The following is a 14004-nucleotide window of genomic DNA, read 5'->3' as shown; positions in this document are numbered from 1 at the left end:
GTCAGCCCCTCCGCAGCCGGAGGGTCAGGATCTGGAAGGGGCGCAGCGTGACCGGGACGGCGCCCTCGACGAGCTCCGCGTCCTCCAGCGGGCGCTCCAGCAGGTCGGTGACCTGGGCGCCGGCCAGCGGGAAGCCGGTGCGCAGGACGCCCTGGGCGCGGCCGCCGCGGGACTCGTAGAGCCGGACGACCACGTCGCCGGACTTGTCGTCGGCCAGCTTCACGGCCTCGACCGTCACTCCCTCGCCGTCCACCGAGACGACCGGCTCCGGCGCACCGGCCGAATCCGCCACCCGCAGGGGAAGGTTGAGGGCGTACCCCTCCGCGACCGCGTCCTCGATGCTCGCCCCGGGCAGGAGGGAGTAGACGAAGCGGTGGCGGCCCTGGTCGGCCTCCGGGTCCGGGATGCGCGGTGCGCGCACCAGGCTGAGGCTGATGCGGGTGGTCGTACCGCCGTCCTCGCGGACCGTGCGGGAGACGTCGTGGCCGTAGGTCGAGTCGTTGATGACGGCGACGCCGTAGCCGGGCTCGGCGATGTGCACCCAGCGGTGGCCGGAGACCTCGAAACGGGCCGCCTCCCAACTGGTGTTGGTGTGCGTGGGCCGCTGGATGTGGCCGAACTGGATCTCCGCGGAGGAGTGCGGGGCGCGGATGTCGACCGGGAAGCCCGCCTTGAGGATCTTCTCGGCCTCGTGCCAGTCGATGTCGGTCTCGAAGTCGATACGGGGGCTGCCGGCCCGCAGGGTGATCGTCTGGGTGAGCTTGGAGCCCTTTCCGAAGCTGCGCTCCACGCGGATGGCGCCGAGCAGCGGGTCCTCCTCGACGACCGTGACCGAGTCGGCGTCCAGCAGGTCCGTGTAGCGGTTCTTGTAGTGCTTGTCGATGTCCCAGGCGTCCCAGTAATTGGGCAGGTCGGTGTGCAGACGGAGCAGGTTGCCCTTGTCGGCGAGGACCTCGCGGCCGGCCCGCAGATCCCGTACGGACGCCAGGGTGCCGTCCTCGGCCACCTCGACACGGACCAGGCCGTTGTCGAGGACCCGTCCGGCCACCGTCACCGGCTGCGGCGGCTCGGCGGCGGCGAGCGGAGCGCTGCCGCTCGCGGGCACCTCGACGTACGTCGGGCCGCCCTCGGCCGTACGCACGACCTCGGCCCGGTCGAAGGGGCTGGTGTTGAAGACCCGTGCCGCGCCACCGCCCAGCGCGGCGACCGCCTCGGCGGTCAGCTCCTCCAACTCCTTTGCCACACGGGCGTATTCGGCCTCCGCCTCGCGGTGCACCCAGGCGATCGAGGAGCCCGGCAGGATGTCGTGGAACTGGTGGAGCAGGACCGTCTTCCACAGCCGGTCCAGCTTCTCGTACGGGTAGGTGTAGCCCGGCGCGTGCAGCGCGGCCGTGGTCGCCCACAACTCGGCCTCGCGCAGGCGGTGTTCGGAGCGGCGGTTGCCCTGCTTGGTGCGGGCCTGGGAGGTGTAGGTGGCGCGGTGCAGCTCCAGGTAGAGCTCGCCGTTCCAGACCGGGGCGTCCGGGTACTCCTCACGGGCCTTGGCGAAGAACTCGTCCGGGTGCTCGACGACGACCTTGGGCGAGCCCTCCAGGTCGGCGAGCCTGCGGGCGCGTTCCATGATCTCGCGGGTGGGACCGCCACCGCCGTCCCCCCAGCCGAAGGGGGCCAGGGAGCGCGTACCGGCGCCCTTCTCTGCGTAGTTGCGGACCGCGCGGTCCATCTCCTCGCCGCTGAAGCGGGCGTTGTAGGTGTCGACCGGCGGGAAGTGGGTGAAGATGCGGGTGCCGTCGATGCCCTCCCACCAGAAGGTGTGGTGGGGGAAGGTGTTGGTCTGGTTCCAGGAGATCTTCTGGGTGAGGAACCACTCGTTGCCGGCGAGCTTGGCGAGCTGCGGGTAGGCCGCGTTGTAGCCGAAGGAGTCCGGCAGCCAGACGCCCTTGGTCTCGATGCCGAAGTGCTCGATGAAGAACCGCTTGCCGTGGACGAGCTGGCGGGCGATCGCCTCGCCGCCGGGCAGGTTGCCGTCGGACTCGACCCACATGCCGCCGACCGGCGCCCACTGCCCCTTCTTCACGGACTCCTGGATGCGCGCCCAGACCTTGGGGTAGTTGTCGCGCACCCACTCGTACTGCTGGGCCTGGGAGCAGGCGAAGATGAAGTCGTCGTACTCGTCGGCGAGCGCGGTGACGTTGGAGAAGGTGCGGGACGTCTTGCGCTTGGTCTCGCGGATGGGCCACAGCCAGGCGGAGTCGATGTGCGCGTGGCCGACGCCGGAGACGGTGTGGGCGCTGGCGTGCGCGGGCTTGGCGAGGACGGGCGCGAGCACCGCACGGACGGCGGCGGCGCTGCCGGAGACGTCGTCCAGGTCGAGGGCGTCCATGGCCCGGTCCAGGGTGTGCAGGATCTCGTGGCGGCGCGGCTCGTGCTCGCCGAGGTGGACCATGAGCTCGCGCAGCACCTGGAAGTCCAGGTCGAGGTGGAAGACCTCCTCGTCGAGGACGGCGAGGTCGGCGCGCTGGAAGGTGTACAGCGGCTTGTCGCCCGCCGTCAGGATGTCACCCAGGGGCGTGGGCTCGGCGAAGTTGTTCGCCAGGATGTCCGGGTTCGAGGCCGCCTCGACCAGGTAGTCGATCTCCTCGCCGCCGGTGGCCGGGTTGGCGATCGGCACGTACTGGTTGAGCGGGTTGACCGCCTTCAGCGGCGTACCGTCGGTGAGGTGGACCAGCGCCTCGGCCTGGTTGCCCGGCCAGTCGCCGACGAAGCCGAGGTCGATGACCGTCTCGACGCGCCGGCCTGCCCACTCGGCGGGCACCTGGCCGCGCATCCGGAACCAGGTCGTGCCCCACGGCGGGCCCCACGGGGTGCCCATCGCGAAGGGCTCGTAGGACGCGGCCGCGGCCTCCTCGAACGGGACCGGCTCGCCCGGCGCCTGCCAGGCCTCGACCGTCAGCGGGACGGTGGCGGCGTAGATCGCGGTCTTGATGCGCTGGTTGTGGAGGCGCTCGGCGCGCTCCTCGATCCGGCGGCGTTCGTCGTGCATGAGAGGTCTCCAGAGAGAGGGCGGCGAGAGCGCAAGGTGCGCGAAAGCGCTTTCCGCCGGGAGCTTACTTCAGGTAGGAAAGGCCGGGGTGAACGTCCGTGTAGCCCTCGACCAGCCGTCGGGCCACGTTCACCGAGTCGACCAGCGGGTGCAGCGCGAAGGCCTTGACTGCCGTGGTGCGGGAGCCGGACTCGGCGGCGGCGAGGACCTCGCGCTCGACGGCCTTGACGGCGCAGACCAGGCCGGTGGCGTGCTCGGGCAGCGGTGCGACGGCGACCGGGTGCGCGCCGTTGGCGTCGACGAGGCAGGGGACCTCGATGACGGCCTCGGCGTCGAGCACCGAGAGGGTGCTGCGGTTGCGCACGTTGAGGATCAGGGTGGTGCGCTCGTCGCGGGCGATGGCCCGCATCAGGGCGAGGGCGACCTTCTCGTAGCCGCCGGAGAGGTCGTCGGCGTCGCGCTCGCCGGCGCCGGCGGTCTCGCGGTTCTCGGCCATGTAGGTCGCCTCGCGCTCGGCGCGGGTGCGGTCCCAGGCGGCGAGGGCGTGGGCGCCGGGGTCGCGCATCTCCTCGTAGAAGTGGGCCTGCTGCTCGCGCAGGAAGGCGCCGCGGGTCTTCTCCGCCTGCTGGTAGGCGCGGACGGCCTCGCGGTTGAAGTAGTAGTAGTGCAGGTATTCGTTCGGGATCGCGCCGAGGGACTGGAGCCAGTCGACGCCGAAGAGCTTGCCCTCCTCGAAGGAGCCGAGCAGGTCCGGGTCGGCGAGCAGGCGCGGCAGCTCGTCGCGGCCCGCGATGTGCAGGCCGCGCACCCAGCCGAGATGGTTGAGGCCGACGTAGTCGATCCAGGCTTCCTTCGGGTTCCCGCCGAGCACCCGGGCGATACGGCGGCCGAGGCCGACCGGCGAGTCGCAGATGCCGATGACTCGGTCGCCGAGGTGGCGGGACATGGCCTCGGTGACCAGGCCGGCCGGGTTGGTGAAGTTGATGACCCAGGCGTCGGGGGCGAGGCGGGCCACCCGCCGGGCGATGTCGACGGCGACGGGAACCGTGCGCAGGCCGTAGGCGATGCCGCCCGCGCCGACCGTCTCCTGGCCGAGGACACCTTCCGCGAGGGCCACGCGCTCGTCGTTCGCCCGGCCCTCCAGGCCCCCGACCCGGATCGCCGAGAAGACGAAGTCGGCGCCGCGCAGGGCCTCGTCGAGGTCGGTCGTGGCCGTCACCGTGGGCGCGTCCTCGACGCGGGCGGCCTGCTCCGCGAGGACCCGGGTCACCGCGGACAGCCGGCCCGCGTCCAGGTCGTGCAGGACGACCTCGGTGACCCTGCCCTCGCCGCGGTCTCCCAGCAGGGCCCCGTACACGAGCGGCACGCGGAACCCGCCGCCGCCCAGAATCGTCAGTTTCACCGGTTTCCTCCGAAGACGCCCCGGCGCCCATGCCTGCGCGGGTGAGCTCCACACAGTGCGCTGCGAGAACCAAGCACGCACTGTGTCCTTGCACTTGTTCCAAAAACCCGGGCTGGTTTCAACCCGGCTGGTGTTGATCGTGTGAGACTCGATCGTTTGCTGAGCGTTCGAGCAGCGTGAGCCAGGAATCTCCTTCGACTTCGAGGGAGAGGGTTCAACCTTGCACCTTTCCTGCCACCACGACCTCGACGCGGGCCTCCTCCAGGGCGGCCCGCGTCGCTGTGTCCACCGGCGTGTTCGTCACCACCACGTCCAGGTCCTCGGGACCGCAGACCTTCGCCATTCCGGTACCCGGGAACTTCGCCGAGTCGGCGAGGAGGACGACCTTGTCGCTCGCCTTGATCATGGCGCGCTTGACCGGCACCTCGACGACCGTCGTGTCCATCACCTGCCCGCCCGGGCGCACTCCACTGGTGCCGAGGAAGAGCCAGTCGGCGTGCAGCTGGCGCAGGTTGTCCTCGGTGAGGAAGCCGACCAGGGAGCGGTACTCGCGGCGGACCATGCCGCCGAGCAGTACCAGCTCGATGCCCTCGTCGTCGGCGAGCTCCTCGTAGACCACCAGATTGCTGGTGATCACGGTGAGGCGGCGGCCGTGCAGCTGGCGGGCGAGCCGGAAGGCGGTGGTGCCGATGTCGAGCAGCACCGACTGGCCGTCGGCGACCATCGCTGCGGCCCGCTCGGCTATGGCGTCCTTCTCGGACACCCGCACCTCGGCGACCTCGGCGAAGGGCTGGTCGCCCTCCTCCACGACGGCGCCGCCGTGCACACGGGTGAGCAGGCCGTCCTCCTCCAGCTTGACCAGGTCGCGCCTGATCGTGGCGGGGCTCACACCCAGCTGCTCGGAGAGGTCGGTCACAGCCGCGGGCCCGCCGGAGCGCAGGGCCCGCAGGATGAGTTGGTGTCGTCGTTCTGCCAGCACGGCGTGAACACTACTCGTCATCTTCAATCAAATCCATGCTCAGTTCTGCTCGGGTATTGACCAATCTCATGGATCAGCGCACGATTCCGGTCATCGAAAATGACGAGTTTTGACGAGAGGCTGTTTCGCGTGGACGACGACAGGCCCGACGTGCTCCTGACCGGGCTGCTCTTCTACGACCTCGTCCTCACCGGGCTCGGGAAGCCGCCGGCGCCGGGCGAGGAGATCTGGACGGGCGGGATGGGCTGCGGCCCCGGCGGCATCGCGAACCTCGCGGTGGCCGCGTCCCGGTTCGGCCTCAGCACCTCGCTGGCCACGGTCTTCGGCGACGACTTCTACGGCGAGTACTGCCGTGACGTCCTGTGCGACCAGGAGGACATCGACCTCTCGCTCTCCCGCACCGCGGACGGCTGGCCCACCCCCGTCACCGTCTCGCTCGCCACCGGTCACGACCGGGCCCTCGTCACCCACGGCCAGGAACCCCCGTACTCGCAGGACACACTGATGGGCGACCCGCCCGAGGCGCGCACCGCCCTCGTGCACCTCGAGGCCGAGCCCCGCGTATGGCTCGCCAAGGCCGCCGCGAACGGCACCCAGATCTACGCCGACGTCGGCTGGGACCCCACCCAGGAGTGGTCCACCGACCTCCTCGACCAGCTGAAGCTGTGCCACGCCTTCCTCCCCAACGAGACCGAGGCGATGGCCTACACCCGCACCGACAGCGCGGTCGCCGCGCTCGGCACGCTCTCCGAGCTGGTGCCGGTGGCCGTGGTCACCCGCGGCGGGGACGGCGCCGTGGCCGTCGACCAGACGACAGGCGAGTACGCCGAGGTCCCGGCCCTGGACGTCGACGTCCTGGACGCCACCGGCGCCGGCGACGTCTTCGGGGCGAGCTTCGTCGCGGCCTCGCTCGGCGGCTGGCCCCTGGAGGAACGGCTGCGGTTCGCCGTCCTCGCCGCCGGGCTGTCGGTCCGGCACCACGGCGGGGCGCTCGCCGCCCCCGGCTGGTACGGCGTCGACCGCTGGTGGCGGTCGCTGAAAGATCCCGAACTGCGGCGCGCGTACGGCTTCCTGGCCGACCGGATCCCGGCCGATCCCGGACCGCCCGTGCGGCACGCCCCCGTCACCCCGCCCGCCCACACGCCCGTCGGCCCCCACGCCTGAGAACGGCGGCAGCAACCCCTCGAATCCCCTCTCCACGTCGAACAGGAACAACAGGAGTGACCCGTGGACCTTTCTCGTAGAGGCTTCCTCCAGGCCGCCGCGCTGACCGCGGCCGCCTCCGGCCTGACCGTCGCATGCGGCGGCAGCTCGGGCTCGGGCGGCACCAAGAACGGCAAGGACCTCACCCTCTGGTACTGGGGCGGCGCACTCAGCGACAAGGTGGTCGCGGAGGCGAAGACGCACTTCGCCGGCCAGGTCAAGCTGACCTCCGCCTCCATCGGCGGCGACTTCAAGCAGAAGCTCACCACCACCATCGCGGCGGGCACCTCCGTGCCGGACATCACCGGCATCAAGGGCGAGGACATAGCGTCCTTCCTGCCCAACGCCGACCGCTTCCTCGACCTGAACGACCTGGGCTTCAAGAAGCTCTCGTCCCAGTACCTGGACTGGAAGACCAAGCTCGCCCAGACCAAGGACGGCAAGCAGATCGGCTTCCCGATCGACATCGGCCCCACCGCGCTCTTCTACCGCGAGGACTTCTTCGCCAGGGCCGGGGTGCCCACCGACCCCGACAAGGTCGCCGCCCTGGTCAAGACCTGGGAGGACTACTTCCAGCTCGGCACCGAGCTGCAGAAGAAGAACCCCGGCACCTACCTGGTCAACAACCTCGGCTCCATGTTCGACATGACCGTCGGCCAGGGCACCGCGCGGTTCATCGACAAGAACAACCGCTTCATCGGCGACCAGGACCACATCCGCGCCGCATGGACCACGTCGGTGCGCCCCTACACCCTGGGCCTCGACGCCAAGATCAACGACAACACCTGGAACGCCGCCGTCGGCAAGACCCTCCTCACCGAGCTCGGCGCGGCCTGGCACGCGCTGGACATCGAGCAGGCCGCGCCGGGCACCAAGGGCAAGTGGCGGGTGTGCGCGATGCCGGGCGGACCGGCCAACCAGGGCGGCTCCTACCTGGCCCTGCCCAGGCAGTGCCGCAACCCCGAAGAGGCGTTCAAGATCATCAGCTGGATCCTCAGCCCGGCCAACGACGCGCGCGGCTTCACCGACGCCGCCATCTTCCCGGCCGCCCCGGCCGCGTACTCCATGCCGGCCATGACGGGCCCCGACGCCTTCTTCGGCGGCCAGAAGATCATCGAGGTCTTCGGGCCGGCCGCCAAGGCCGTGCCGTCCGCGTACGAGGCCCCGGCCGACGCGGCGGTCATGGCCCCCTACAAGACGGAACTGACCAACATCGAGGCCAAGGGCAAGAAGCCCGACGACGCCTGGAAGGACGCGGTCAGCCAGGCCAAGCAGATCGCCCGCCGGCAGGGGGTGAGCTGAGGTGTCGTCCCCACCGGTCACCGGCTCCGCCGAGGTGCCGCAGCGCCTCGGCGGGCCGGTCCCGGCCCGGTTCCGCCCGCGGCGCACCCCGCCCGCGGGCTCGGCTCGGCCCAGGCGGCGCGGGCCGCTGTCGTACTGGCGGCAGTACCTGGCGATCTCGCCGTTCTACCTGATCTTCGCCGCGTTCTCGTTCTTCCCCGTCTTCTACTCGCTGTACCTGGCCTTCCAGCGCTGGGACGGCATGGGCACCATGCAGTTCGTGGGCCTGCAGCAGTTCAGGTTCCTGTGGGACGACCCGGTCTTCTGGCTGTCGATCCGCAACACCCTGGTGATCTGGGTGCTGTCCACCGTGCCCACCCTCTTCGGCGCCCTGATGCTGGCGACGCTGCTGCACTCGGTGCGCCGCTTCAAGGGCTTCTACCGCATCGCGCTGTACGTCCCGAACGTCACCTCCATCGTCGCGGTGGCGATCTTCTTCGGCGCGGTGTTCAGCAACAACTTCGGTCTGGTCAACGCGATCCTGGGCGTGGTCGGCATCTCACCGATCCCGTGGCTGAGCAACCCGTGGCTGATCAAGGTGGTCATCTCACTGCTGATGACCTGGCAGTGGACCGGCTACAACATGATCATCTATCTGGCCGGTCTCCAGGCGATCCCGAACTCGGTCTACGAGGCGGCGAAGATGGACGGCGCGGGCCCGATCCGCACGTTCTTCCAGATCACGATCCCGATCATGCGGCCGATCATCCTGTTCACGGTCATCATCTCGACCATCAACGGTCTGCAGAGCTTCAGCGAACCGCAGGTCCTGTTCGCCAACAACGCCGCCAACGCCAACCTCGGCGGCCCGGGCCAGGCCGGTCTGACCACCTTGCTGTACTTCTACCAGTCGGCCTTCCTCAACAACGACTACGGCTACGGCGCGGCCATCGTGTGGGCCTTCTTCGTACTGATCATCGTCCTCGTCGCCGTCAACTGGCGCATCACCACACGAGGGAGGAAGGCATGACGGCAGTGGACACCGCACGGCCGGCCACGGCCGGCAGGCGGCTGCGCCGCCCCAGGGGCCTCACGGCGCACATCATCCTCATCGTGGCCGTCCTGATCTCGGTCTTCCCGTTCGCGTGGACGATCATCATGGCGACCAACACCACGCAGGACATCTACAAGAGCCCGCCGAAGTTCACCTTCGGCTCCCATCTGCTGGAGAACATCCGGCATGTGCTGAACACCATCGACTTCTTCGGGTCGATGCTCAACACGGTGATGGTCGCGACCGTCACCACCGTCCTGGTGCTGTTCGTCGACTCCCTGGCGGCCTTCACCTTCGCCAAGTTCGACTTCCCCGGGCGCAAGCTGCTCTTCGGCACGCTGCTGCTGTTCATGATGCTGCCGTTGCAGCTGGCGATCCTGCCGCAGTTCATCCTCATGTCGAAGATCGGCTGGGTGGGCATGCTCAAGGCGCTGGCCCTGCCCTCCCTGGCCAACGCCTTCGGTATCTTCTGGCTGCACCAGTACATCCAGAACGGCGTGCCCGACGAACTCCTCGACGCCGCGCGCATCGACGGCGCCGGGTTCTTCCGCCAGTACTGGAACATCGCGCTGCCGATGATCAGGCCCGCGCTGTCGTTCCTCGCCATCTACGCCTTCGTGAACTGCTGGAACGACTACGTCTGGCCGCTGGTCGTGCTCACGAACCCCGGGCATGTGACTCTCCAGGTGGAGCTCGCCCAGCTCAACGTCGGCCACACCACCGACTACAGCATGGTCATGGCCGGTGTACTGATGGCGGCGCTCCCGCTGGTCATGGTGTTCAGCATCTTCGCCCGCGGGTTCATCGCGGGGGCGACGGAGGGGGCGGTACAGGGAAGCTGACCGGGCGTTCCGCCACGTGGGCCCAGGCACGAACGACGAGGGAGGCAGACAGTGACGGACGCCGAGGGCCGGAACGGCAAGGTGCTCGTCGTGGGCATGGACGGCCTGCGATACGACCGGCTCACCCGAGAGCCGTCCAACGCCCCCGTCCTGCACGGCCTGATGGCGGCGGGCGCCGTGGGCACCAGCCTGCTGCCCTACGGCGAGGCCGACGGCCACGCGGAGAACGGGCCGTCGACCAGCATGGCCTACACCGACTCCGGGCCCGGCTGGTCGAGCATCCTCACCGGGGTGTGGCCCGACCGGCACGGCGTGCGGGGCAACGACTTCGTGGGCGCCGACTACGCCCGCTACCCCGACTTCCTGACCCGCGCCGCCACAGCCGGCCGGCGCACCGCGGCCGCGGTGTCCTGGCCGCAACTGGTCCGCCGCGGCGTCCTGGGCCCCGCCATCGAGCGACGCCGGCGCTACAACGGCGAGTTCCGCGGCTACCGGACCGCGGACCGCCGCGTCGCCCGCACCGCCCTGCGCTGGCTCACCAGGCACGACCCGGACGTCGTGTTCGTGTACTTCGGCGCCACCGACGAGGCCGGCCACGACACCGGCCCCCTCTCCCCCGCCTACGACCGAGCCCTGCTCGCCCAGGACGCCCACCTGGGGCGGCTGCTGGAGGCGATCGACGCCCGGCGCAGCGACGACCCGCGCCGCGCCGACGAACGCTGGACCGTGCTGGTCACCACGGATCACGGCCACCTCGACAGCGGCGGCCACGGCGGCGACACGCACGCGGAACGGGAGGTCTTCGTCATCCTCGCCGAGCCCGGCAGGCCCGGCGGCTCCCGACCCGAGGACACCCGCCTCGACGACATCCCGTCCCACGGCGCCCGGTCCCACCCCACCGAGCCCGGCAGCACCGCGACCGGCGGCTCCACGTCCGACGGCACCCGGCCCCACGACACCCCGCCCGACAACACCCCGCCCCACAGCCCCCGGCCCCACCACACCCGGCCCAGCAGCCCCCCGACCGGCACCTCCACCTCCCACGACGCCCCGCCCCACGGCGCCCCCTCCGACAACACCCCGCCCCACGGCCTGCGCCTCGACTCACCCCGTCTCATCGACATCGCCCCCACCGTCCTGGACCGGCTCGGCATCCCCGTCGACCCCGCCTGGGGCCTGCAGGGCCGCGTCCTCCCCCGGCCCATCGCACCGACTTCGGACAGGTCATGACCGACGCACTCCCCGCGGATCCACTGATCACCCTCCGCCCCTGGCAGGCACCCGAGGTGACCTCCTGGGGCCGCCTCCCCATGAACGCCGTCGACCGGCGCTCCGGAGCCCTCTCCCTGGACGGCGACTGGCGATTCCAGTTGCTTCCCGCTCCGGACGCGCCGGTCGGCGGTGACTGGTCCTCGTCGTACGTCCCCGGCGTCTGGACCATGCAGTCCGCCGGTGCCGGCGACCTGCCGCAGTACACCAACGTCCGCATGCCGTTCCCCGAGTTCCCGCCCGGCTCACCGGACGCCGATCCGACGGGCGTGTACGAGCGCGAGGTGGACGTCCCCGCCGACTGGGCCGGGCGCCGGATCGTGCTCCAGGTCGGGGCCGCCGAGAGCGCGCTGCTCGTGCATGTCGACGGGCGCCCCGTGGGGATCTCCAAGGACTCCCATCTGGCCGCCGAGTTCGACCTCACGGATCTGGTGCGTCCCGGCGGGCGATCGGTCGTACGGCTGACCGTCGTGAAGTGGTCGGACGCCTCGCACATCGAGGACCAGGACCAGTGGTGGCACGGCGGCATCACGCGCTCGGTGCTGCTGTACGCGACCGATCCCCTGCACCTGGCCGACGTGACCGTGCGGGCGTCGTACGGCGGCGAGCTGCGTGTCGACTGCCGGGTGCGGGACACGCGCGGCGCGCTGCCCGACGGGTGGTACGTCAGCGGCGAACTGGACGGTCAACTCCTCGCGCAGGACCGGGAGTTCGACCGCGTCAACGCCGAGGACGACCGCGTCTCCGACTTCCTCGGCGAGGCCCGTATCAACGCCACCGTGCCCGAGGTGCGCACCTGGAACGCCGAGACTCCCGAGCTGTACGACCTCACCGTACGCCTGCACCGCGCCGACGGAACGGTCGCCGACACCTCGCTCCACCGCATCGGCTTCCGCGACGTCGAGATCGTCGGACGGGACCTGCTCGTCAACGGTGAGCGGGTGTTCATCCGGGGCGTCAACCGGCACGACTTCCATCCGCTGACCGGCCGCACGGTGTCGTACGACGACATGCGCGCGGACCTCGTCCTGCTGAAGCGGTTCGGTTTCAACGCGATCCGCACCTCCCACTACCCGAACGACCCGACGCTCTACGACCTCGCCGACGAGCTCGGCTTCTACGTCGTCGACGAGGCGGACATCGAGTCCCACGACCACGCCCACGAGATCGCCGACGACCCGCGCTATCTGAACGCCTTCGTGGACCGGGTCTCGCGGATGGTGCTGCGGGACAAGAACCACCCGTCGATCATCATCTGGTCGCTGGGCAACGAGTCCGACTACGGCGCCAACCACGATGCGGCCGCCGGGTGGGTACGGCGGCACGATCCGACGCGGCCGATCCAGTACGAGGGTGCCGCGAAGCTGGACTGGGCGGCGACGGACGACGCCTCCGACATCGCCTGCCCGATGTACGCGCCGCTGGAGGACTGCGTCGCCCATGCCCTGTCGGGCCGGCAGACCCGGCCCCTCATCCAGTGCGAGTACTCGCATGCGATGGGCAACAGCAACGGCACCCTGGCGGACCATTGGGCGGCCATCGAGTCAACGCCAGGTCTTCAGGGCGGGTTCATCTGGGAGTTCTGGGACCACGGCATTCTCCAGCGTGTGAACGACGGAAGACCGGTCGGGCGTGGGGGCGCCGGGCTGTATGACAACGGTGTCGCCGCGCCCGGCCACCGCTGGGCCTACGGCGGCGACTTCGGCGAGACGATCCATGACGGAGCGTTCATCGCCGACGGAGTCGTCTTCCCGGACCGCACCCCGAAGCCGGTCCTGTACGAGCACCGGGAGATCGCGGCACCGGTGCGCATCGAGTGCTTCAAGCACGAGGGCATCGTGCTCGGCAACCACCAGCACTTCCGGGGCCTGGACTGGCTCTCCGGCCGGTGGGAACTGTCCCTCGCCGACGGCCGCACCCTGACCGCACCCGCCGAACTGCCCGCCCTGCGGCCCGGCGAGACGGCCTCGGTGCCGCTCCCCTTCGACCTCCCGCGCGACGGCGGCGAGGCCTGGCTGACGCTGCGGGTGACGACCGCGGAGGACCAGCCGTGGGCGCCGCGCGGCACGGACGTGTGCGCGCCGCAGGTGCAGCTGCGCGGGCCGTCCGTGTCCTGGGAGGTCCCCGTGGACGGCACCGTCGAGGTCGACGACGAGGGCCTCCTGGTCCATCCGCTGCTGACGGCCGCCCCCACGCTCTCCCTGTGGCGGGCACCCACCGACAACGACGAGCTCGGCGGCATCGCCCTGCGCTGGCGGACCTGGGGGCTCGACTCGCTCGTCCGCAAGGTCGTGTCGCTACGGCAGGACGGCGGCCGGGTCACCGTGGACGCCGAGTACGCGGGCACGGTCGGCGTCGTACGGCACCGGCAGGTGTTCACCCCGGTCGAGGGCGGCATCCGCATCGACGAGGAGGCCGAGCTGCCGGACGAGTTCCACGATGTGGCACGGGTCGGCTCGGTCTTCGAGACGGCGGAAGGCCTCGACCTGCTGGAGTGGTTCGGGCAGGGCCCGTGGGAGTCGTATCCCGACCGGAGCGTCGGCGCACCCGTCGGCCATCACTCCGTGCCCGTCGACGCGCTGTTCACTCCGTATCTGCGCCCGCAGGAGAGCGGCGGACGGCACGGTGTACGGCACTTCACGCTGTCCGCGGCGGACGCGACCGGCCTCGCGGTCGTCCTGGACGAACCGCGCCAGGTCTCCGTCACCCGCCATCGCGCCGAGGACCTGACCGCCGCCTCGCACCACGACGAGCTCGTGCCGCGCTCCGGGTGCGTGGTGCACCTCGACGCGGCGCACCGGGGGCTCGGCACGGCGTCGTGCGGCCCCGACACCTCCGCCTCGTATCTGATCCCGCCGGGGGTCCACCGCTGGAGCTGGACCCTGCGCGTTCTGTAACCCCCCGCCCTTCCCCGTTCCTCACGTCACCTTT

Annotated in this window: 9 protein-coding genes; 6 read left to right on the top strand and 3 right to left on the bottom strand. The window is 70.5% G+C overall.

Annotation, left to right across the window (positions count from 1 at the left end):
- Window position 1: 1 nt before the first annotated feature.
- The 3 genes from ACWCRD_RS03755 to ACWCRD_RS03745 form a co-directional block, all read right to left on the bottom strand.
- On the bottom strand, window positions 2-3043 hold the full coding sequence (locus tag ACWCRD_RS03755; protein ID WP_450964317.1) for an alpha-mannosidase: 3042 nt from the start codon (window positions 3041-3043) through the stop codon (window positions 2-4).
- Window positions 3044-3107: 64 nt separating this feature from the next.
- On the bottom strand, window positions 3108-4445 hold the full coding sequence (locus ACWCRD_RS03750) for a 6-phospho-beta-glucosidase (protein ID WP_450964316.1): 1338 nt from the start codon (window positions 4443-4445) through the stop codon (window positions 3108-3110).
- Window positions 4446-4659: 214 nt separating this feature from the next.
- Window positions 4660-5424, bottom strand: coding sequence for a DeoR/GlpR family DNA-binding transcription regulator (locus ACWCRD_RS03745; protein WP_450964373.1), 765 nt, complete (start codon window positions 5422-5424; stop codon window positions 4660-4662).
- Between the two features lie 129 nt (window positions 5425-5553).
- Between ACWCRD_RS03745 and ACWCRD_RS03740 the strand changes: the two genes are divergently transcribed.
- From ACWCRD_RS03740 to ACWCRD_RS03715, 6 genes are all read left to right on the top strand, one after another.
- The gene (locus ACWCRD_RS03740) at window positions 5554-6588 is read left to right on the top strand and encodes a carbohydrate kinase family protein (RefSeq protein WP_450964315.1); all 1035 of its coding nucleotides are present in this window, start codon (window positions 5554-5556) and stop codon (window positions 6586-6588) included.
- 63 nt (window positions 6589-6651) lie between these two features.
- Window positions 6652-7929 (top strand): ABC transporter substrate-binding protein, encoded by a 1278-nt coding sequence (locus ACWCRD_RS03735; RefSeq protein WP_450964314.1) that lies wholly within the window; start codon window positions 6652-6654, stop codon window positions 7927-7929.
- A gap of 34 nt (window positions 7930-7963) precedes the next feature.
- Entirely contained in the window at window positions 7964-8938 is a 975-nt protein-coding gene (locus tag ACWCRD_RS03730) for a carbohydrate ABC transporter permease (RefSeq protein ID WP_450964372.1), read from the top strand.
- Complete coding sequence (locus ACWCRD_RS03725; RefSeq protein ID WP_450964313.1) at window positions 8935-9804, top strand: carbohydrate ABC transporter permease; 870 nt, start codon at window positions 8935-8937, stop codon at window positions 9802-9804. Before ACWCRD_RS03730 ends, ACWCRD_RS03725 begins: the two co-directional genes overlap by 4 nt.
- Window positions 9805-9855: 51 nt before the next feature.
- Complete coding sequence (locus tag ACWCRD_RS03720) at window positions 9856-11034, top strand: alkaline phosphatase family protein (RefSeq protein ID WP_450964312.1); 1179 nt, start codon at window positions 9856-9858, stop codon at window positions 11032-11034.
- Window positions 11031-13970 (top strand): glycoside hydrolase family 2 TIM barrel-domain containing protein, encoded by a 2940-nt coding sequence (locus ACWCRD_RS03715; protein ID WP_450964311.1) that lies wholly within the window; start codon window positions 11031-11033, stop codon window positions 13968-13970. The genes ACWCRD_RS03720 and ACWCRD_RS03715 overlap by 4 nt, the downstream gene beginning before the upstream one ends.
- Window positions 13971-14004 lie beyond the last annotated feature (34 nt).

It is taken from the genome of Streptomyces sp. NPDC002092, assembly GCF_053593775.1.
This window is presented reverse-complemented; position numbering and strand designations above follow the sequence as displayed.

Bases quoted from the DNA above. Each gene is read 5' to 3' on its own strand.
- ACWCRD_RS03755 (WP_450964317.1), bottom strand. From the start codon at position 3,043: ATGCACGACGAACGCCGCCGGATCGAGGAGCGCGCCGAGCGCCTCCAC.
- ACWCRD_RS03725 (WP_450964313.1), top strand. From the start codon at position 8,935: ATGACGGCAGTGGACACCGCACGGCCGGCCACGGCCGGCAGGCGGCTG.
- ACWCRD_RS03715 (WP_450964311.1), top strand. From the start codon at position 11,031: ATGACCGACGCACTCCCCGCGGATCCACTGATCACCCTCCGCCCCTGG.